This is a genomic window from Odoribacter lunatus, from assembly GCF_943193135.1.
GTDB lineage: Bacteria > Bacteroidota > Bacteroidia > Bacteroidales > Marinifilaceae > Culturomica > Culturomica lunata.
In genome coordinates this window covers 1-22,228 of record NZ_CALPCZ010000033.1, presented here as the reverse complement: position 1 = coordinate 22,228, position 22,228 = coordinate 1, and the positions used below count along the sequence as shown (strand labels likewise).

Sequence of the window (22,228 nt, the reverse complement as noted above, 5' to 3'; positions counted from 1 at the left end):
TTTTATTTCAAACGGAGAGCCATCTGTGCCGTGGGTGTGGCAGAAACCTCCTATGTGACCATAGTATTGGCTCCATCACCCTTCGCTAGTTCCGTGGAAACTCTTACCAATGCCTATCCTTCTTTCACTGTTGATTCCAGGTGGGAAACCATGCAGCAAACCCACTGGACATTGGAAACACCTCCTACGGGAATATCCATTAATAACAAAGGACTTGTAACGGGTTTGACTTCCAATTCCGTCTTTTGGACAAATGTAACGGTATCATCCGACAAATGTCCGGGACAATCGTGGACAAAGAGACTGGAAATACAAAGAGAGTTTGCTTATACGGGAGGTTCGCAGTCTATTACATTGGCACCGGGCAAATACAAAATGGAGTGTTGGGGTGCACAAGGAGGACGCACTAGAGTTAACGGAACATTAGGAGCTTCTATTGGTTACGGCGGGTATAGCAAAGGTGAATTGGTATTAACTTCTTCAAGAACGTTCTATGCGTACGTCGGAGGTATTGGGGGGAACGGAAAAGGCAGTAAGACGGGAGGAGCCGGAGGATGGAATGGAGGTGGAAAAGGAGGAAATGATGAAGGAGACGATACTGGTGGTGGTGGCGGTGGTGCCAGTGACATCCGTTTAGTCGCCGGGAATCTTTATTCCAGAATCATGGTTGCCGGTGGAGGCGGAGGCGGGACAGGAACCGGAAATGCTAGTGGAGGAGTTGGCGGAGGGCTAACAGGTGGCAATCCGGGATCGGTAGTCAATGCCTATGTTCAAGCCACTCAAACAGGTTATTCTTTTGGAGTAGGAGCTGACGGGAAATATGGGGGAAATAACTATATTGGAGGAGGAGGTGGTGGTGGTGGCTACTATGGCCCAAGTACTAATAATAAACAAAAAGGTGGTGGAGGCGGTTCCGGTTTTGTGTCCGGAATGCCGGGCTGCAACGCCATTACAGGCGACGGGAATCTAACCCCGACAGGGCAACCTAACCACTACAGCGGTCTCGTCTTCCAAAACGCCAGTATGTCAAGTGGACAACGTACAGGAGACGGATTGGTACGAATTAGTCCCGTCTATCCTTAATTCAGAACAACTATTTATTCAGGAAATCCTCATTTGAATTCATCCCCCTAACGTATAAACTATACATTAGGGGGATAACTAACTAAAAACAAAAAGAACGACTGATATATCAATTTTTTGGCTTAACTTCGTGTTATTATCCAACTATTTCTCTTTGTATGACAAAAATCACAGTTCAAGCAACAGACATCAATGTCGTAAAAATCAACGGCGAAGATTATATATGTCTCACGGATATGCTACGTGCCAAAGATGGAGATTTTTTCATTACAGATTGGCTACGCAATCGCAATACACTTGAATTTATCGGTATTTGGGAAAAGATTTATAATCCTAATTTTAATTATGGCGAATTCGCCATAATTAGAAATCATTCAGGACTTAATAGTTTCAAAATAAGCGTCAAAGAATTTGTGTCCCGAACAAATGCAGTATGTCTACAAGCGAAAGCCGGAAGATATGGCGGCACATACGCCCATCAAGATATTGCGTTTGAATTCGCAATGTGGATAAGTCCTGAATTTAAAATTTACATTGTCAAAGAATTTCAGCGATTAAAAACTAAAGAGCAACAATTATTAGGATGGTCGGCAAAACGTGAATTATCAAAAATTAACTATCACATACATACCGACGCAATCTGTCAAAATCTTATTCCTGCAAAAATCACGTCAGCACAGGCAAATATTATTTATGCCAATGAAGCTGATGTGCTGAATATGGCTATGTTCGGACAGACAGCCAAACAATGGCGCGAAGCAAATCCTGACTTGAAAGGCAATATCCGCGATTATGCCACAATCAATGAACTTATCTGTTTGGCAAATATGGAAAATCTCAATGCTATATTTATAGAACAAGGGATGAAACAATCCGAACGACTACTCAAGCTAAATCAGATAGCTATTCATCAAATGAACATTTTAGAACATAATAATACAAATCGCAAACTCCTGATATAACAACATATAAAATAAACAAAATATTTATATCACGTTAAAGACATAACGAGAATGAGTATCGAATAAATTTTATTATTTTTGCGGAAATATTAAAATTTATAAGGTCTATGAAAAAAATCATCAATTCACCGAAGGCACCGAAAGCTATCGGTCCGTATAGTCAGGCAGTGGAAGTAAACGGTACGCTTTATATCAGCGGACAGTTGCCTATCGATGCTTCTACCGGAAAGTTTGCGGAAGGCGGTATCAAGGAGCAAACGGAACAGGCGTTGAAAAATATCGGTTATATTCTGGAAGAGGCAGGCTATTCTTTCAGTGATGTGGTGAAATCAACTTGTCTGTTAAGCGACATCAGCGATTTTGCCGCAATGAATGAAGTATATGCCAAATATTACACCCAAGAGTGTCCCGCGCGGGCGGCTTTTGCCGTGAAGTCTCTGCCGATGGGAGCGTTGGTTGAAATTGAGACGATTGCCGCTAAATAAGGTCTGCTAAAAGAGCGGGGAGGAATTGTTTTCCCGCGTGAGGTTCCGATAAGCCGTCAGCGATATTTTTTCATGACGCTTGAAATAGCGCCCCAAATAGGACTGGTCGGGAAAATGAAGCCGATCGCAAATATCCTGTATAGAGAGTTCGGGATTCGTAAGCAGGAATTTTATTTCCAGCATAGAAAAGTCGTCAATGATTTTCTTGGCTGACATGCCGGTGATATACCGACATATATCCGTGAGGTATTTGGTTGAAATACACAAATTTTCCGCATAAAAAGCAACTTCCCGGCTGGTTGTGATGTGTGTATGTACAAGTGTGGTGAATTTCTGGAATAACTGATGCCGGCGGGTAAGCCCTTTCAGATTTTCCAATGAGAACCAACGGCAGGTTTTATCATACAAGTCCATCAGAAATATTTGCATCAGTTTTTTAGCTATCTGATTACGAAAGCGATTCTGGCGGTCTTCGTATATGGCAGCGATTGAATTTATTAATCTTTTGACGACATCTACCTGTTCGAGTGGCGGAGTATAGCAAGGATGTTCTTTAATGAAACGGAAAAATTGCGGTTCAAAACGGAAAGAGGTTTTCCAAAACATTTCTTCCGAGCAAACAAAATAGTCCGCTAAAAAATCTTTACTGGCGGACTCTATTCCGACAATACGGTACGAAAAAAGAAACATGAATGTATTTACCGCCAGGGAATATTTATGCAAGTCAATGGTCACCACGGCTTCTCCCTGCAAACAAATAAGTACAACGATACTTCCTGTTTTGCATAATCTTCCCTGAAGGGATGCCAAATTATCCGTTTTTTGAGCAAACGGCTCGACAGCAGTCGTTACAAAGGGATTCTCCACTTCCATCTGTTTTGATTTTAAAAGCAAAAATAACTTTTTTTATTAAAAAATTCCTGTCTGTTTCTTCCTAAAATGAACAATATTGTTCGGGTTGTAAACAGAATGGTATAGTTTTTGTAAGCTATTTTTGCGATGAAAAAATTATAGTTAAAAATGAAGAAAAAAGTATGTAATCTGAGGCAGATGCTTATAGTCATCTGCGGTTTGGCAGCTGTAGGATGTAAACCCGAAGCGGTTGCAGTGCAGGAGGCCAGTTATGAGGTATTGACGGTAAAACCCACAGAGCGGACATTGATGAGTACGTATTCCGCAACAATCCGGGGACGTCAGGATATAGACATTTATCCCCAGGTAGGCGGATTCCTGACACAGGTGTGTGTGAAAGAAGGTGAATTGGTAAAACGGGGACAGACATTGTTTGTTATCGACCAGGTGGGTTATCAAGCCGCGCTGAACACGGCAGAGGCAAATATGACGGCAGCGGAGGCTGCTTTGGCTACGGCCCAGCTAACATACGACAGCAAACAGGAGCTTTTCCGCCAGAATGTGATTTCGGAATTTGACCTGAATACCGCAAAGAACGCGCTTTCAGCTGCCAAAGCCCAATTGGCACAAGCGAAAGCACAGGTGGTAAATGCCCGGAATAATCTCTCTTATACCGTAGTAAAAAGCCCGTCGGACGGTGTGGTAGGAACGATCCCCTACCGGGTCGGAACATTGGTAGGTTCGGCTATGCCGGAGCCTCTGACAACGGTTTCCGACAATTCGACGATGTATGTTTATTTTTCTATGACTGAAAACCAGTTGCTGGAATTGATTCGTCAATACGGTTCCAAAGAGGAGGCTTTGAAGAATATGCCGGAAATCGAATTGGTGTTGAACGATAAATCAACATACGGAGAAAAGGGGAAAATCGAGTCTATCAGCGGTGTCATCAACCGTTCTACAGGGACAGTGAGTCTGCGTGCCGCATTCCCCAACACCAAAGGTCTGTTGCATAGCGGCGGTACGGGAAATGTAGTAGTTCCGACGACTTTCAGCGGATGTTATGCAATTCCGCAAAACGCTACCTTTGAAATACAGGATAAAGTGTTTGTGTACAAAGTTGTAGACGGCAAAGCGCAATCGGCTCCTGTGAAAGTTACCCGTGTGAATGGCGGACTGGAATATGTTGTAAATGAAGGCTTGAATGAAGGAGATGTAATCGTGGCTGAAGGGGTTGGTCTGTTGCGTGAAGGTACTCCGATTCGGGCAAAACAAAATGAGGAAAAGAAATGAATATAAAAACTTTTATAGAACGCCCGATTTTATCATCGGTTATTTCTATTGCCATTATAGTAGTAGGGTTAATCGGACTGTTTACCTTGCCGGTAGAACGATATCCTGATATTGCACCTCCTACGATACAGGTAAGTACAACTTATTACGGGGCAAGTGCCGAAACCTTGCAGAAGAGTGTGATCGCTCCGTTGGAAGAAGCCATCAACGGTGTGGAGAATATGACCTATATGACTTCGTCGGCCTCCAATGCGGGAACGGTGACGATTACCGTTTATTTCAAACAGGGAACAGACCCGGATATGGCTGCGGTAAATGTGCAGAACCGGGTGTCGAAAGCTACGGGACAACTGCCTGTGGAAGTAACCCAGGTGGGTGTAACGACTTCCAAGCGTCAGACAAGTATTTTGCAGATGTTCTCCCTGCACAGTCCGAACAATACCTACAATGAGAACTTCTTGTCCAATTACATCAACATCAACCTGAAACCTTCTATTTTACGTATTTCAGGCGTAGGAGACATGATGATCATGGGAGGAAGTTACAGTATGCGTATATGGATGAAGCCCGACATCATGGCACAATACAAGCTGATTCCGGCGGATGTGGCTCAGGTATTGGCAGAACAGAACATTGAAGCTGCCACGGGTTCTTTCGGTGAAAATTCCACCGAAACCTATCAGTACACGATGAAATACCGGGGACGTTTAATAACGCCGGAAGAGTTCGGCGAAATCGTTATTCGCTCTACAGATGACGGGGAGGTTTTGAAATTAAAAGACATCGCCGACATTGAGTTGGGACAGGATTCATACGCTTATAAAGGCGGTATGGACGGTCACAGCGGTATTTCGTGCATGATTTTCCAGACGGCAGGCTCCAATGCGACAGAAGTGAATAGTCAGATTGACGCATTTCTGGAAGAGGCCAGAAAAGATCTTCCCCAAGATGTGGAGATTGCCCAGCTTATGAGTTCCAACGACTTCCTGTTCGCTTCCATTCATGAAGTGGTGAAGACGTTGATTGAGGCTATTATTCTGGTTATCCTGGTTGTATACGTGTTCTTGCAGGATATACGCTCCACGTTGATTCCGCTGGTTGGAATCATCGTGTCTCTGATCGGTACATTCGCATTTATGTCACTGGCGGGATTCAGTATCAACCTGATCACCCTGTTCGCTTTGGTATTGGTTATCGGTACGGTGGTGGACGACGCCATTGTGGTGGTTGAGGCCGTACAGCAGCGTTTCGACGTAGGTTACCGGTCGTCCTACATGGCCAGCATCGATGCCATGAAAGGTATCAGCTCGGCTATTTTCTCCTCTTCTCTGGTGTTTATGGCCGTGTTTATTCCGGTATCATTCATGAGCGGTACATCGGGAACATTCTATACGCAATTCGGTTTGACGATGGCGGTAGCCGTGGGTATCTCTGCCATCAACGCTTTGACGTTGAGTCCCGCCTTGTGTGCTTTGTTGCTGAAACCCTACCTGAATGAAGACGGTACGCAGAAGAACAACTTCGCCGCCCGCTTCCGGAATGCGTTCAATGCTGCATTTAATGTTATCATCGAAAAATACAAACGAGGCGTTTTATTTTTCATCCGTCATCGTTGGCTGGCAGTTTCGCTGCTGGTCTGCTCGGCAGTCGTATTGGTATTGTTGATGAATTCAACCAAGACCAGTCTGGTACCCGAAGAAGACCAGGGCGTCGTATTCGTGAATGTCAGCACGGCAGCCGGAAGTTCGTTGAAAACGACGAATGACGTCATGTTGCAAATCGGAGAGCGTTTACAACGTCTTCCTCAGGTAAAACACGCGCAGAAAGTTGCCGGATACGGTTTATTGGCCGGTCAGGGAAATGCTTTCGGTATGTTTATTCTGCAGTTGAAACCGTGGGATGAACGTACAAATTCAGCCGACCATGTACAGTCTGTCATTAACCAAGTATATGCACATACGGCCGATATTAAGAATGCGAACATATTTGCCATTTCTCCGGGTATGATTCCGGGCTACGGTATGGGAAATGCCCTGGAGTTGCACATGCAGGATAAGACGGGTGGCGATATCAGTACGTTCTTTACGACCACGCAGCAATTCCTGGGAGCCTTGAATCAGCGTCCCGAAATAGCCATGGCTTATTCTCCGTTCGATATCCGTTATCCGCAATGGACGGTGGATGTGGACGCCGCCAAATGCAAACGCGCCGGTATCACGCCCAATGCGGTGCTGAGTACATTGTCCGGTTATTACGGAGGACAATATCTGTCCGATTTCAACCGATTCTCAAAAGTGTATCGCGTGATGATTCAGGCCGACCCCAAATTCCGTATGGACGAAGCGTCGCTGGATAATATATTCGTACGCATGTCCAATGGGGAAATGGCTCCGTTAAGCCAGTTCGTTACGCTTACCCGTACGTATGGCGCAGAAACGCTGAGCCGTTTCAACATGTTCAATTCCATCGCCGTGAATGCGATGCCGGCAGAAGGTTACAGTACGGGAGACGCTATCAAGGCGGTAAAAGAAACTGCAGAGGCCGCTTTACCAAGGGGATACGGCTACGATTTCGGCGGTATTACCCGAGAGGAAAACCAACAGAGCAATACGACAGTCATCATTTTCGCTATTTGTATTTTGATGATTTATCTGATTTTGAGTGGTCTGTACGAAAGTTTCCTTATCCCGTTTGCGGTGATTCTGAGTGTGCCTTTCGGCCTGATGGGCAGTTTCCTTTTTGCCAAAATGGTCGGACTGGAAAACAATATCTATTTGCAGACCGGTTTGATTATGTTGATCGGTTTGCTGGCCAAGACGGCTATTTTGCTGACAGAATATGCCTCCGAACGGCGGGCTGCCGGCATGAGTATCGTCGCAGCTGCGGTAAGTGCCGCCAAAGCCCGTTTACGGCCTATTCTGATGACGGCATTGACGATGATATTCGGTTTGCTGCCGTTGATGTTCTCCACCGGTGTAGGTGCTAACGGTAACAGTTCATTGGGAACCGGTGCTGTAGGCGGTATGATTATCGGAACGCTGGCACTGCTGTTTATCGTTCCCGCCTTGTTTGTTATCTTCCAGTTAATCGAAGAGCGGTTCCGTCCGGCACAACCGGCTCCGTGTGATGACTGGCAGATTCAGGCTGAAATGGAAGAGAGAAATATTGAATAGGGAGACTTAATAGAACGAGATGAAAAGATTAATTATATTATTTGCCCTGGCTATCGGATTATATGGCTGCGGCATATATTCAAAATACAAACCTCAGACAGAGGTACCCAAAGGGCTGTTCGGAGTTGCCGATACGCTGACGTCATCCGATACGGCAAGTTTGGGAAATTTGAGCTGGCGGGAAATGTTCACCGATCCTCAATTACAGTTTTTGATTGAGAAAGGTTTACAGAATAATACGAATCTGCAGACCGCCCATTTGAAAGTACAGGAAGCGGAAGCCGCCCTGATGTCTTCGCGCTTGTCTTATCTGCCTGCTTTTGCATTGGCTCCGGAAGGGGCTATAAGCAGCTTCGACCGCGGCAAAGCGACAAAGACGTATTCTTTGCCGATTACGGCAAGCTGGGAAGTGGATATATTCGGCCGTCTGACAAATGCCAAACGCCGCTCCAAAGCCGCTTATCTTCAAAGCCAGGAGTATGCACAGGCTGTACAGACACAATTAATAGCCGGTATTGCAAACAGCTATTATACGCTCTTAATGCTGGACGCCCAATATGAGATAGCCAAATCCACGGAGGCAAGCTGGCAGGAAAGCGTCAGAACCACCCGCGCCATGAAAGGAGCCGGAATGGTTACCGAAGCCGGTTTGGCCCAAACGGAAGCTACTTATTATCAAATCCGCACAACGCTGCTGGATCTGGAAGAACAGATTGAGAAAGTGGAAAATGCTTTGTCTTTGCTGTTGGCTGATGTTCCCCAGCAGATTCAACGGGGCAAATTGAATGCACAACGTTTACCGGAAAAAGTATCGGTAGGCGTTCCCTTGCAGTTGCTCTCCCGTCGTCCGGATGTAAAGAGTGCCGAACTGGCCTTAGCTCAGGCCTTTTATACGACGAATGCAGCCCGCTCGGCTTTTTATCCGTCGTTGGTATTAGGCGGCAGCCTCGGTTGGACGAACAGCGCGGGTTCTTACATTGTAAACCCGGGTAAGTTGCTGGCTGCGGCTGTCGGTTCTCTAACGGTACCGCTGTTCAACAAAGGAATGAACCGGGCACAATTGAAAATCGCCAAAGCCCAACAGGAAGAAGCACGTTTGAATTTTACGCAGTCGCTGTTGAATGCAGGCAGCGAAGTAAACGATGCTTTGACACAATACCAAACGGCCGTAGAAAAATCCGAGTGGTATGAAAAGCAGGTACAATCCTTGGTGACGGCAGAAAAGAGCACCCGGTTGCTGATGCAGCACAGCAGCAATACGACCTATCTGGAAGTATTGGTAGCCCAACAGACGCTACTGAATGCCCAACTGACACAAGTCGCCAACCGATTTGCCCAGATACAGGGACTTATAAATCTCTATCAGGCTTTGGGTGGAGGACGTGAATGACAAACAAATAAAAATCCCGCTTTACAGCGGGATTTTTTATTCACTTCCCGTTATCCTGTCCAACGTAAAAGGAGCAAGCCCGACGAACGGATGACAACGCTTTTCGCATTCAACCAGCATACAACGCGGGCAATAATTTTCCGAACACGGGTCTATATGAATACTCAAGCGAATGGCAGGTGACAACTTCATCGAAATGACATCCGCCACCCCTTCGCATACTTCGTTTCCCTCCCGGACATCGTAATACCAGGGCAGTATTAAATCACAATCTACAAAGAAAGCCCGTCCGTACTTTAACACTTTCATATTCCGGACATCTATCCAATTTTCCCTCCGGTGTATGATCAATTCTCCCAATATCATTTTCAATGCCCGCGTATCCGCCCTATCTGTCAAATTAGCAATCGTGTCCTGCAGTATCCGTATTCCCGTGTATATAATGATACTTCCGAAAAGCAATGCCAACACGCTATCCACCCAATGCAAGCCCGTCCAATACAATACCAATAACCCCACTACCAGGCCTGCCGATGAATAGGTATCGCTTTGAAGATGTTTCCCGCCGGCGACCAAAGCTATCGAATCATGCCGTTTCCCCAAGCGTATGCTATAACATCCCAACAGATAATTCACTATTCCCGCCAAAGCAACAATTCCAATCCCTATATCCAACTGCACAACCTGCATAGGCAAGAACAGACGCCGGATTCCCTCATAACCTATCACTCCTCCCGCCACGACAATCAATAATCCTTCTATGGAAGCGGATATCAATTCCATTTTACCGGGTCCAAACGGATAAGTCTTGTCACAAGGTCTTGACGCAACAATTATCGCGTAAAGACTAATACAACCGGCTATGACATTCACTATACTTTCCAACGCATCGGTCAGGATACTCACCGAATTCGTGATAAAGAATGCCATGAATTTACCGATTAATAACAGCACGGAAATCCCGACAATCCGACGTTGTACCTGTATTTTTATCTTCTCCTCTACCATGACAGATTTATATCAACCTGTTCATGTACGTAAACCCGCCGGAAAAGATACCTGCTTACCAAGCAATGAACTGTCCTTTTTCTTTTATTCCGCCTTCTGATAGGCTTCTTCTATATCCTGTTTATAGTTATACCCTCTCAACTTATAAATATCCAACTGATGACGAAGACGTTTCATGAAAGCGTCCAAATCTTTCTTTTCCGGTTCCGTCCACTGTATCTCACACAAAGCAGCGATACGCGGCATCATCTGCCATTCCATTTTTATGCTGTCTTTTGTCCATTCCGTCCAGATACATCCCTGCGCTCCGATAATATTCTGTCTCTCCTGCTCGGTCAATGTATCCGCCACCGGTTCAAAATTATACACGCGAGCCACGCTGTTTATGCCCTTCAATTGGTTATTTCTCGGATTACTCAAGTAAAGATACATAATCGGGGTAATAATCGTCTTGTGATTCAATTGCGCCGATTTAATGCCAGCATTTACACTGGTCCACGCCATAATGGTCGAAGTCGCCGTCGGATGTCCTTCCAGGATTTCATCCCAGCCCAGCATCTTCCGTCCGCGGGCATTGATGACCTTCTCCACTTCTCCCATAAAATAAGTCTGCAACTGATTTTCCTTCGTATGGCCGGGGGTTGCCTTCAAGCGCAGCTCCCGAATTTTAGCCTGGCATTTCGGACAAGCCTTCCAACGTACTTTCGGACACTCGTCTCCGCCGATATGAATGTATTCCGACGGGAAAATATCCATGATTTCCTCCAGTACGTCCTTCGCGAACTGAAGCGCCTTCGGATTTCCTCCGCACAACACGTCTTCCAATACGCCGAAACGGGTAGCCACTTCATACGGTCCGCCCGTACATCCCAGCTCCGGATAAGAAGCCAGCGCCGCCAGCATATGACCCGGCATATCGATTTCGGGAATCACGGTAATAAAACGTTCTGCCGCATAGCGTACAATTTCCTTGGCCTCTTCTTGCGTATAAAAACCGCTGACCGGTACGCCGTCATACTCTTTGGAACCGGGAGCCGTAATCGTCTCCTTCCGGTAAGAACCGACCTTCGTCAATTCGGGATATTTCTTGATTTCAATACGCCAGCCCTGGTCCTCCGTCAGATGCCAGTGGAAATAGTTGATGTTGTGCAGAGCCAGCATATCGATAATCTCCTTCAAATAATCGACAGAGAAAAAGTGTCTGCCCACGTCCACCAGGAATCCCCGGTAACCGAAACGCGGATAATCCTTTACGGTTCCGGCAGGCAAAGAAGCCAACGCCTCTCCACCCGTCAAAGGCAGCGCCTTGTAAATCGTCTGAATGCCGTAAAATACAGCCGCTTCCGTCGCCCCTTTCAACGTCACGCCATCCGCATCCACGCTCAATTCATACCCTTCCGGATGCGCAATGCTCTCGTCCACCGCCAGAACAATCCGGTTCTTACCCTTTGTGCAGGTCGAAACCTTCACTTCCGTTCCGCTCGCCTCTTGGATATAGGAAGCCAGAAAACGGGCGGTACGCTCCAGTTTCTCATTTCCTTCCGGATAACATACCTGCGTCGATGATTTGATGACAAAAGGAGCAGCGTCCGCCACCTCCTCGATTTCCTGCGGAAGAGGGACGACATGAAAATCTCCCGTCTCCACTCTCTTTTCCGTACAAGCCACAGCTCCCCATACGAGAAAGCACACAGCCAGCTTTTGCAAATAGATACTCTTCATGGTGTATTAAAATTAAATCTGTCAGCACATACATATTTGACAAATATACACATTCCCAAGGAATTGTCAACACCAAAACAGCAATGGACTATAAAAAACAAGTATAAAACAGTGTGCAAATACGAATCACCTTCGAATAAAAGCTTATTAAAAGCTTATTATAACCTTATTAAAAGCTTATATAAAATAAGCTTTTAATAGTTTTTAGATATGCTAAAAAAAATGTATTTATTGTAATTATACTGGAAGTACATCTTAATTTTACCTGAGAAGTATATAAGGGATGATTTTGTTTAGGAGAACATATCGGAATTATATAATGGATTATCCATATATTTCCGCTATCTTTGGCCGCACGTAAATATACCATATCAAATAAAATTATGACTGAAAAAATCCAACAAACCCTTAGAGATTCGGCGGCTGCCCGGTGGACAGTGCTTCTATTTCTGGCTTTCGCCATGTTCTGTTCCTATATCTTCATGGACATCCTTTCTCCGATAAAGGACCTGATGCAATCCACCCGCGGCTGGGATTCGACGGCTTTCGGAACGATGCAGGGTTCGGAAACATTCCTGAACGTATTCGTTTTCTTCCTGATTTTCGCCGGTATCATCCTGGACAAAATGGGCGTGCGCTTCACGGCCATTCTTTCCGGCATCGTGATGCTCATCGGCGCCACGCTGAACTGGTATGCCGTAACGGCCGCTTTCCAGGGCAGCGGACTGGAAGCCTGGTTTAACAATAACTTGAACTACATCCCCGGTTTCGATGAACTGGGCATTTCCCCTTTCTATCGCGGTATGCCCGCTTCCGCCAAGTTCGCCGCCGTGGGCTTCATGATTTTCGGTTGCGGTGTGGAAATGGCAGGCATCACGGTTTCCCGCGGGATTGTGAAATGGTTCAAAGGACGTGAAATGGCTCTGGCCATGGGTTCCGAAATGGCATTGGCCCGTCTGGGTGTCGCCACCTGTATGATATTCTCGCCGGTGTTCGCCAAACTGGGCGGAAACATCGACGTTTCCCGCTCGGTCGCTTTCGGAGTTGTCCTGCTGTTCATCGCTCTCATCATGTTCATTGTCTATTTCTTCATGGACAAGAAGCTCGACGCACAGACCGGCGAAGCCGAAGAAAAAGATGACCCGTTTAAAATCAGTGATTTGGGGAAAATTCTTTCCAGCAGCGGCTTCTGGTTGGTCGCCCTGCTTTGCGTACTCTACTATTCCGCCATTTTCCCGTTCCAGAAATATGCGGTAAACATGTTGCAGTGCAACCTGACTTTCACCACGGTTGATCCCGACTCTTTCTGGGCAACCAATACGGTAACCATCATCCAATATTGCATCATGCTCATCGTGGCAGCTGCCGCTTTTGCAAGCAACTTTTCAAAAAACAAAAACACAAAATACGGATTGCTGGCGGTGGCCGTAGTCGCCCTGGTGATTTTCTGCTATATGGGTTACATGCGCCAAAGTGCAGAAACAGTATTCGCCGTGTTCCCGTTGCTGGCAGTGGGCATCACACCTATTTTGGGCAATTACGTGGACCACAAAGGGAAAGCGGCTTCGATGCTGGTCATCGGTTCCGTGCTGCTGATTCTCTGCCACCTGACGTTCGCTTTCGTTCTGCCCGCTTTCAAGGGCAATGCCATGGGCGGCATGATCGTCGCTTACCTGACGATTCTCGTATTGGGGGCGAGTTTCTCTCTGGTACCCGCTTCCCTTTGGCCGAGCGTGCCGAAACTGGTGGATGCCAAAATCATCGGCAGCGCCTATGCTCTTATTTTCTGGATTCAGAACATCGGCCTGTGGTTGTTCCCGTTGCTCATCGGCAAGGTGCTGGACAAAACCAATCCTCAGCTGGTGACAGAATTGCAAAACGGCACCATCAGTGCGGAAGAAGCAGCCGTTTCCTACAACTATACGGCGCCTTTGGTCATGCTTGCCTGCTTAGGCGTAGCCGCCCTGATTCTGGGCTTCGTGCTGAAAGCCATTGATAAGAAAAAAGGTTACGGACTGGAGCTCCCGAATATCAAAAAAGACTAAAGAAAGCCTAACAGGCTATCGAGGAATAGCGGGGTATCATCGGATTCCCGCTATTTTTTTATAAATTTGTTAGCTCATTCAGTAAAATACAATATGATTCATTATACACGGACCCAGTTAGATAACGGCCTTACTGTCATTTGCCACACAGACAGCAATACGCCTTTCGTATGTGTCAATACGCTATATAAAGTCGGTGCCCGAAACGAATCACCGGACAAAACGGGCTTTGCCCATCTCTTTGAACACCTCATGTTCGGAGGCTCCGCCCACATTCCCGATTTCGACTGGCATGTGCAACAGGCCGGCGGAGACAGCAATGCCTACACGACGAATGACTATACGAATTATTACATAACCATTCCGGCGTCCAACATTGAAACCGCCCTGTGGTTAGAGTCCGACAGAATGCTCGCGCTGAATTTTTCACAACACGCACTGGATATTCAAAAACAGGTAGTTATTGAAGAGTACAAGCAACGCTATCTGAATGCTCCTTACGGAGACGTATGGCTTAAACTGCGACCGCTGGCCTATAAAGTACATCCCTACCGCTGGCCCACCATCGGCCTCTCCCCCGAACACATTGAAAAAGCTACCTTAGAAGACGTCAAAGAGTTTTTTTATCATTATTACGCACCGAACAACGCCATTATCAGCATAAGCGGCAATATTTCCGAGACCAAGGCTTTGGAATTGGTCAAAAAATGGTTCGGAGACATTCCCCCTACTCCTTATACCTCTCCGGAAATACCGCAAGAACCCGAACAATCGGAGTACCGCCAATTGATAAGCAAAGGAAACAACGTCCCTTCCGATGCTCTGTATAAAGTATACCACATGGGCAAACGGTTATCCGAAGACTTCTACTGCTGCGACATCATTTCAGACCTCTTGTCCAACGGACAATCCGCCCGTCTCTATCAAAGTCTGATTAAAAAACAACGGCAATTTTCCGAAATAGAAGCGTATGTCGGAGGCGAAACCGATCCCGGAGTATTTATTTTCTCCGGTAAGATTTCTGAAAACACCGATATCGAAAAAGCTGAAGAAGCCGTACTTAATGAAATCACCAGCTTCATTCATGACCCGATTACCGACCGGGAGTTTGAGAAAATAATTCACAAAATAGAATCCCGTATCAGTTTCGGTGAAATCAATTACCAAAATAAAGCCTCCAACCTCGCCTATTTTGAATTTTTAGGTAATCTCGAACTTATCAATCACGAAAAGGCACAGTACGAAAAGATTACCACCCGCCAACTGCAAGAAACAGCGCAAAAAATGTTCTGTCCCGAAAATTGTTCCACCCTATTATATCTGAAATAATCATGCTCAATCGTTCCCAAGCACCGACGCTTTCCCCCCTTTCCGCTCCGAAATCCATTCCATTCGAGCATTCGCTTTTCAGCAACGGAGTAAACCTATATATTCTGAACGACCCGTCACAAGAAGTATTCCGTCTGGACATCAGTTTTGAAGCAGGTGCTTATTATCAACCGCAACCGTTAATCGCTTCAACCGTCATCAATATGCTGAACGAAGGAACCGTCGGACACACGTCTGCGGAATTAGCCGAGATATTCGATTACTACGGAGCTTACATTGATTTCAGCAACGGACTGCATAAAGCGGAAGCCAATCTTCTCGGTCTGAACCGCTATGCAGACCCCACCATTGAACTGATAGGAGAAATGATTTCCCAAAGCAGCTTTCCGGTACAGGAACTTGAAATCTACTTAGACAATAAGCGCCAGCACTTTCTGACTGAAAAGGAAAAAACAAGCTGGCTCGCCCGCAAGAAAACAGCACAACTGTTATTCGGCACATTCCATCCCTATGCGAACGTAACACACGAAGAAGATTACAAGAAAGTAGACAGGGATACATTACTCCGCTATTACCGGGAAAGAATCAATGCCGCGCACTGCAATATCATCCTTACAGGCCACATTACCGACTCGATATTAAAAAGAACGGAAGCGGTATTCAGCCAGTTACCCCATCCTTCCCAGACAGTGCCGACACCTGCCTACACATTCGAGCCCTCCCAACCGGGACACTACCATGTGTACAAAGCCGGTTCCGTCCAGACGAGCATCCGTATCTCCCAACAAGGCGTAGAGCTGACGAATGAAGACTACGCCGGCTTTCTGCTGCTCAACACCGTATTGGGCGGATACTTCGGTTCCCGCCTCATGTCCAACATCCGGGAAAGCAAAGGCTACACGTACGGCATCAACTCTTTCAATCTGTCGCTCCCGCTAAAAAGCTACTGGGGCATCACCACGGATGTAAACAGAGAATATACCGAAGCAACTATCGAAGAGATTCAAAAAGAAATAAAGCGTCTGCAAACAGAAAAAATCCCGACAGAAGAACTTTCATTGGTCAAGAACTACCTTTACGGAGACCTTCTGCGGGAATTAGACGGTGTATTCGCTCAATCCGACTGTTTAAAACAAAAGCTGCTTTTTCACACCGATTACGATTTCCAATTGCACCTGATAGAAAAAATACAAAAATACTCCGCATCCGACTTATTGGCTATCGCCAATAAATACATAGACACGGAGCGTTTATTCATCGTTACGGCCGGAGAAAACTAAACCTCCTTATTTCGCCGGAGAAGCCAAAAGCTTCTCATAAATGCAAGCCAACACGCGGATGTGTCCGACACGTTCCGCTTCGGTAGCATTCGGGATATTCCCGAAAAAGTGATGTTCTACTACCTCCAGACCGCAAAACTCCAGAATACCGACATCACTGCACTTACGCATCGCCTGCAACATGCCTGAATTTTCATACTCTTCGTAAGGCGTTCCCGTATTATTCAAAACAATGGCTTTCTTGCCCGTCAGCAATTTCTTAATTCCTCCACCGGCTCCGGCATCATAAGCAAATCCCCGGGCAAACACCCGGTCGATATACCCTTTCATCAGAGCAGGCATACCCGTCCACCAAATAGGGTAAATAAACGTTATCAAATCGGCCTCCTTTACATACTCCTGTTCCGTCCGAATATCTTCGGGCATTTCCCGCCGGCCAAAAGCCTCAAAATCCCCGCTGCCCAAAACAGGATTAAAACCGATACTATACAAATTTCTCTCAACAAAACGATGTCCGGACTTTTCCGTCAATCTTTTCAACTCATCCCGATAAGCCGCACTTAACGACTTCGGATTAGGATGACAAAATACGACCAAATGGGTCCAAGGTGCTGTGTGTTCCATATATATTCTTCATTTTTATATCTTCTCAATTAAACGCATCTATTCCCCGGAAGTTACATGACCTGTATCCGGCAGCCTGCCATTTTTCACCTCATCCGCCCACAAAAGTACGCAAACGTATACATATCTATAAAACAACACTTTACAGCAATTCTTCCCAATAAATAGTTTTTGAAATCATTTTTTTTTACTAACATTGTCGTCTAAACAAGTGCCAAATTCATACAAAAAGAGGCACGAATCATTAAAAAACAATAAATATGTCACTTAAAAGGAATATTCTCGATTTAAGAAAGAGAAAAGAAATGGTCCTGCAAGGAGGTGGTGAAGAAGCTATCAAAAAGCAGAACGCCATGGGTAAACTAACCGCCCGTGAACGTATTGAAGGGATTGTGGACAAAGGTTCTTTTCATGAGTACGACATGTTCGTAGAGCATCAGTCGAAAGATTTCGATATGGATAAAAAAGTTCTCCACGGAGACGGTGTCGTTATCGGTACCGGAACGGTATATGGAGAACCCATTGCCATTTATGCACAAGACTTTACAGTAGCCGGCGGCTCCCTGGGATTGATGCACGCCCGGAAGATTACGAAGATTATGGACCATGCCATCAAAATGCGCATGCCTATCATCGGTATCAACGACTCAGGCGGTGCCCGTATCCAGGAAGGTGTGGACTCTTTGGCCGGTTACGGTGAAATATTCTTCCGTAACACAATGGCTTCCGGAGTGATTCCGCAATTATCGGTTATTCTGGGTCCCTGTGCAGGAGGCGCCGTTTACTCACCGGCACTGACCGACTTCGTGTTCGTGGTGGATAACATTTCCAAGATGTTCATTACAGGACCGGAGGTCGTTAAAACCGTACTGGGAGAGGAAGTCTCTATGGAAGACCTGGGAGGTGCGCGCGTACACGCGGAAATAAGCGGAAACGCCCATTTCTTTGCCCTGACCGAGCAGGAGTGTTTTGAACAAATCAAAAAACTGCTCACGCTCATCCCATGGAATAACCAGCGGAAAGCCAAATCTTTCCCGCCGAAACCGCCGAAACCCGAATACAAAATCAACAACATACTGCCGGCAGATCCGACACAACCTTATGATGTACGCGAAATCATCATGGCCGTAGCGGACGACTCCGATTTCATGGAGGTACAACAGGATTTCGCTCCGAACATCGTAGTCGGATTCGGACGAATCGACGGTGAAACAGTCGGATTCGTCGCCAACCAGCCGCTGGTACTGGCCGGTGTGTTGGATTGCGACTCGGCAGACAAAGCGGGACGCTTCATCCGTTTCTGCGATGCATTCAACATTCCTCTCGTTACCTTTGAAGATATGCCGGGGTACCTGCCGGGCGTGGAACAGGAACACATGGGAGTCATCCGTCACGGAGCAAAAGTTCTTTACGCATACAGCGAAGCCACCGTACCCAAGATTACGGTAATCCTGAGAAAAGCTTACGGAGGCGGTTATATCGCCATGAATTCCCGCCACCTGAAAGCGGACTTCATGTTCGCATGGCCGACGGCGGAAATCGCTGTTATGGGCCCCGAAGGTGCCGCCAACATTATCTTCAGAAAAGAAATCAAAGAGTCAAGCAATCCGAACGAGACACGCAAACAGAAAGTGGCCGAATACCGTGAAAAATTCGCCAATCCTTATGTTGCTGCATCCAAAGGATATATCGACTCCGTCATCGAACCGGAAGAAACACGTATGCTGTTGAAACACTCCATCGAAGTTTCCGGAAACAAAACCGTGGTCAATCCGCAGAAAAAACACGGAATCCCACCATTTTAAGCGAAAGGAGGAGAAATCATGTCAACTAAATACGAAAAATTAGAAATTGACGGGGCGGAATATCAAACCACCTTCACCAAAAAATGGCTGAACCGGAAAAGATGGGTCGAACCCAACCCGAATCTGATTGAAGCCCATATTCCCGGAACGATCGTACAGATCAAGGTAAAAGAAGGGCAGGAAGTTCAACCGGATGAAGTGTTGCTGACCCTGCAAGCCATGAAAATGGACAACAAAATCACAGCTCCATTCGCCGCAAAGATTAAGAAAATAAATGTCAAAGAAGGCGAACAAGTTCCTAAAGGAGCTATCATGATTGAATTAGAATAATCCTATCAAACGAGGGTGTCTGCTGTTCTGCGGATGCCCTCATTTTTTTATATCCCAAGACGAAGAAAACATGAATTTTTTTGACGCACACCACATTACCAAGAATTACGCCAACCACCGGGCACTCGATGATGTTTCCATCGAAATACCGGAAGGCGCCATATACGGATTGTTAGGTCCCAACGGGGCAGGAAAAACATCGTTAATCCGTATCATCACCCAAATCACCGGACCCGATTCCGGACAGCTTTTTTTCAAAGGCAAGCCCCTGGAGACCTCCGACATGAGCCGCATCGGCTATCTGCCGGAAGAGCGAGGACTGTACAAAAAAATGAAAGTCGGCGAACAGGCTGTCTATTTAGCCCGCCTGAAAGGCATCAGCAAGAATGACGCTGTCCGCCAGCTGAAAGCCTGGTTTGAGAAATTCGAAATCTCCGCCTGGTGGGACAAAAAGGTCGAAGAGCTTTCCAAAGGCATGGCCCAGAAAGTGCAATTCATCACCACTGTCCTCCATCAGCCCGAAATGCTGATTTTCGACGAGCCTTTCAGCGGCTTTGACCCGATTAACGTCGAATTGCTGAAAAAAGAGATACTGGAACTGCGGAGCAAGGGAACCACCATTATTTTTTCCACCCACAATATGAGTTCGGTGGAAGAAATATGCAGCCATATCGCCCTCATCAACAAATCGCATAAGATCGTCGAGGGACCGATTAATGAAATCCGCGAGAAATACGCCAACAATTCCTACCAGCTGAGTATCCGCCCGAATCCCGACCTCGATATAGAGGCACTGGCAGGCCAGGAGTTCGAAGTGCTCTCCAACCGTACGGAAGGCATACGCCAGGACATCGTACTGCAAAAACGGACCGACTGTCCGGCAAACACGCTGCTGTCGCGTTTCATCGAACACACGGACATCCTGTCCTATGACAAAGTCATTCCCAGCATGCACGACATTTTCATCAAACTTGTGAAAGAGCAATAAAAAAACAATACCATGAATAAAATATTAATCATCATCGGGCGCGAATTCACAACCCGGGTAAAGAAAAAATCATTTCTGATCACCACCATCGCCGTACCGCTGCTCTTTGTAGCCTTCTACGCCTTTCTGATGTGGATGATGCTGAAAAAGGACACGCAAGACCGACAAATCGCTGTCGTCAATGCTTCCCCGATAGAAAAGCCGTTGGAAAAAATCAACAATACCGATTTTGTTTACACGGACGAGGCTGTTACACAGGAAGAATCGGCGGACTATCTCAAAAAAAACGAATACTATGCCGTATTGTGGATTCCCGCCAATGTCATGGAGGAGGCGGACATCACCATAAACTCCTTCTCGCAAATTCCTCCCGAACTGGAAGGCGATATTCGTTCCCAACTGCGGAATAAAATCGAAAATATCAAGAAAGTAGCGGTCATCGCCGAAACCAATCTGCCGGACCTGGAAGAAAAACTGGAGGCCACCAAAACACCGGTAAGAATCCGCACCTTGAAACTGTCGGAAACAGGCGAAGCCAAAGAGACTTCCTCGGCGATAGCTTCCGGCATCGGTTTTGTTGCAGGCATGGCCATCTACATGTTCATCTTCCTGTATGCTTCAGTCGTCATGCGCGGTGTTATCGAGGAAAAGACCAACCGCATCATTGAAGTGCTGGTTTCTTCCGTAAAGCCCTTTCAATTCCTTATGGGAAAAATCGTGGGTGTGGCCTCAGTCGGTCTGGTACAGTTCCTTATCTGGATTGTCATCGGACTTGTCTCCGTTATTGCCCTGCAAAGCGCCTTCATGCCGAACATCGACATGGAAAGTCTGCGGAGCGCTACTGACCTGGCGACAATGGCACAAACCAACAATTTAGACATCGAGCAGCTCGAAATCGTAAAGAACATTGCCCAGACTATCGATCCGTCATACATCGTCAGTTTTCTGGCTTCTTTCGTTTTCTTTTTCCTGGCCGGCTACCTGTTGTATGCCTCCATGTTTGCAGCCATCGGTGCCGCCGTCGATAACGAAACCGACTCGCAGCAATTCATGACACCGCTGACCATCGTCCTGATTGCAGCCCTCTACATCGGCATCGCCGCGATGCGGAACCCCGAAACTTCTATCGTTTACTGGGCTTCCTTCATCCCGTTCACCTCGCCGGTCGTTATGCTTGTAAGAATGGCATTCGGCGTCCCGACCTGGGAGCTTTTGCTGTCTGCAGCCCTGTTAATTGCCGCATTCGTCTTTTTCACCTGGCTGTCCGCCAAAATATACCGCGTCGGTATTCTCATGTACGGCAAGAAGCCGAGTTGGAAAGAACTTTACAAATGGCTGAAGTACTAAAATTCCAATAAATAAAAAGGCGCGTAACGAAGTTATAAGAACTGATTTCGTTACGCGTTTTTTTTAGTGGCAAATTGTTATTCGCCGGACAGAGGAAAGTTTCTTACTTTTTCCTTATATTTGTCCTGTTGTGGCAGAGAGACCTGCCGTAATTGAAATATTATTTTGAAGCGTTTAGCTTTATCCTTGGTAAAAAAACGACCAATTTTTAACATCGAAGGATAAGCAGTGTAAACGTTCATGCTTACCGTATATACGTTCGTGCTATATACAGGTTAAGCGTGGGATACTGTTTATTTCGATGTGGGTTACTTGGTCGTACCTTTTACCAGATAAACTAAAGTTCCCACGCTTTCTTTTTGTTATAAACCCACCTTTCCGGGGACTTTCAAGGTGCTAAGTAATTTCTTGATATGAAAAAACTAATCAAGTGTACCGGAATGCGGTATTTACGGAGGTCATGGGTATTCCTTTCCGTAATGGTTCTTTTCGGTGTCTTTTCCCCGCCTGTT

The 22,228-nt window shown here is 46.3% G+C and carries 17 protein-coding genes; 13 read left to right on the top strand and 4 right to left on the bottom strand.

What is annotated here, in order from left to right; all coding sequences use genetic code 11:
• The 3 genes from NFR61_RS10065 to NFR61_RS10055 form a co-directional block, all read left to right on the top strand.
• Window positions 1–1,083 (top strand): glycine rich domain-containing protein (locus tag NFR61_RS10065; RefSeq protein ID WP_251623608.1); only part of this gene is annotated, 1,083 nt, incomplete at its 5' end.
• A gap of 158 nt (window positions 1,084–1,241) precedes the next feature.
• Window positions 1,242–2,045 carry a KilA-N domain-containing protein gene (locus NFR61_RS10060; RefSeq protein ID WP_251623606.1) on the top strand — a complete coding sequence of 268 codons (804 nt, stop codon included), beginning with the start codon at window positions 1,242–1,244 and terminating at the stop codon, window positions 2,043–2,045.
• A gap of 107 nt (window positions 2,046–2,152) precedes the next feature.
• The gene (locus tag NFR61_RS10055) at window positions 2,153–2,530 is read left to right on the top strand and encodes a RidA family protein (protein ID WP_251623605.1); all 378 of its coding nucleotides are present in this window, start codon (window positions 2,153–2,155) and stop codon (window positions 2,528–2,530) included.
• 6 nt (window positions 2,531–2,536) lie between these two features.
• Here NFR61_RS10055 and NFR61_RS10050 read toward each other — a convergent pair whose 3' ends face one another.
• Complete coding sequence (locus NFR61_RS10050) at window positions 2,537–3,403, bottom strand: helix-turn-helix domain-containing protein (RefSeq protein WP_251623603.1); 867 nt, start codon at window positions 3,401–3,403, stop codon at window positions 2,537–2,539.
• 147 nt (window positions 3,404–3,550) lie between these two features.
• Here NFR61_RS10050 and NFR61_RS10045 point away from each other — a divergent pair, with 147 nt between their 5' ends.
• The 3 genes from NFR61_RS10045 to NFR61_RS10035 are packed head-to-tail and all read left to right on the top strand — an operon-like array spanning window position 3,551 to window position 9,238.
• Complete coding sequence (locus NFR61_RS10045) at window positions 3,551–4,675, top strand: efflux RND transporter periplasmic adaptor subunit (protein ID WP_251623601.1); 1,125 nt, start codon at window positions 3,551–3,553, stop codon at window positions 4,673–4,675.
• Entirely contained in the window at window positions 4,672–7,848 is a 3,177-nt protein-coding gene (locus NFR61_RS10040; RefSeq protein ID WP_251623599.1) for an efflux RND transporter permease subunit, read from the top strand. Before NFR61_RS10045 ends, NFR61_RS10040 begins: the two co-directional genes overlap by 4 nt.
• Before the next feature lie 19 nt (window positions 7,849–7,867).
• Window positions 7,868–9,238, top strand: coding sequence for a TolC family protein (locus tag NFR61_RS10035; protein ID WP_251623597.1), 1,371 nt, complete (start codon window positions 7,868–7,870; stop codon window positions 9,236–9,238).
• Between the two features lie 36 nt (window positions 9,239–9,274).
• Here the strand turns inward: NFR61_RS10035 and NFR61_RS10030 are convergent, their stop codons facing one another.
• Both NFR61_RS10030 and NFR61_RS10025 read right to left on the bottom strand, forming a co-directional pair.
• Window positions 9,275–10,246 carry a cation diffusion facilitator family transporter gene (locus NFR61_RS10030; protein WP_251623596.1) on the bottom strand — a complete coding sequence of 324 codons (972 nt, stop codon included), beginning with the start codon at window positions 10,244–10,246 and terminating at the stop codon, window positions 9,275–9,277.
• A gap of 84 nt (window positions 10,247–10,330) precedes the next feature.
• Entirely contained in the window at window positions 10,331–11,968 is a 1,638-nt protein-coding gene (locus tag NFR61_RS10025; RefSeq protein WP_251623594.1) for a beta-N-acetylhexosaminidase, read from the bottom strand.
• 383 nt (window positions 11,969–12,351) lie between these two features.
• On the opposite strand from NFR61_RS10025, the gene NFR61_RS10020 reads away from it, so the two are divergent.
• The 3 genes from NFR61_RS10020 (at window position 12,352) to NFR61_RS10010 (ending at window position 16,622) form a co-directional block, all read left to right on the top strand.
• Window positions 12,352–14,013, top strand: coding sequence for an MFS transporter (locus tag NFR61_RS10020; protein WP_251623592.1), 1,662 nt, complete (start codon window positions 12,352–12,354; stop codon window positions 14,011–14,013).
• 93 nt (window positions 14,014–14,106) lie between these two features.
• Window positions 14,107–15,342, top strand: coding sequence for a M16 family metallopeptidase (locus NFR61_RS10015; protein ID WP_251623590.1), 1,236 nt, complete (start codon window positions 14,107–14,109; stop codon window positions 15,340–15,342).
• A 2-nt stretch (window positions 15,343–15,344) separates the two neighbouring features.
• Complete coding sequence (locus NFR61_RS10010; protein ID WP_251623588.1) at window positions 15,345–16,622, top strand: M16 family metallopeptidase; 1,278 nt, start codon at window positions 15,345–15,347, stop codon at window positions 16,620–16,622.
• A 6-nt stretch (window positions 16,623–16,628) separates the two neighbouring features.
• Here NFR61_RS10010 and NFR61_RS10005 read toward each other — a convergent pair whose 3' ends face one another.
• Window positions 16,629–17,246 (bottom strand): NAD(P)H-dependent oxidoreductase, encoded by a 618-nt coding sequence (locus NFR61_RS10005; RefSeq protein ID WP_251623586.1) that lies wholly within the window; start codon window positions 17,244–17,246, stop codon window positions 16,629–16,631.
• A 260-nt stretch (window positions 17,247–17,506) separates the two neighbouring features.
• Between NFR61_RS10005 and NFR61_RS10000 the strand changes: the two genes are divergently transcribed.
• From NFR61_RS10000 to NFR61_RS09985, 4 genes are all read left to right on the top strand, one after another.
• Window positions 17,507–19,051 (top strand): acyl-CoA carboxylase subunit beta, encoded by a 1,545-nt coding sequence (locus tag NFR61_RS10000; RefSeq protein ID WP_251623584.1) that lies wholly within the window; start codon window positions 17,507–17,509, stop codon window positions 19,049–19,051.
• A gap of 18 nt (window positions 19,052–19,069) precedes the next feature.
• The gene (locus NFR61_RS09995) at window positions 19,070–19,381 is read left to right on the top strand and encodes an acyl-CoA carboxylase biotin carboxyl carrier protein subunit (RefSeq protein ID WP_251623582.1); all 312 of its coding nucleotides are present in this window, start codon (window positions 19,070–19,072) and stop codon (window positions 19,379–19,381) included.
• 70 nt (window positions 19,382–19,451) lie between these two features.
• Entirely contained in the window at window positions 19,452–20,369 is a 918-nt protein-coding gene (locus NFR61_RS09990; RefSeq protein ID WP_251623580.1) for an ABC transporter ATP-binding protein, read from the top strand.
• A 12-nt stretch (window positions 20,370–20,381) separates the two neighbouring features.
• The gene (locus tag NFR61_RS09985) at window positions 20,382–21,716 is read left to right on the top strand and encodes an ABC transporter permease (RefSeq protein ID WP_251623572.1); all 1,335 of its coding nucleotides are present in this window, start codon (window positions 20,382–20,384) and stop codon (window positions 21,714–21,716) included.
• Window positions 21,717–22,228: the final 512 nt, after the last annotated feature.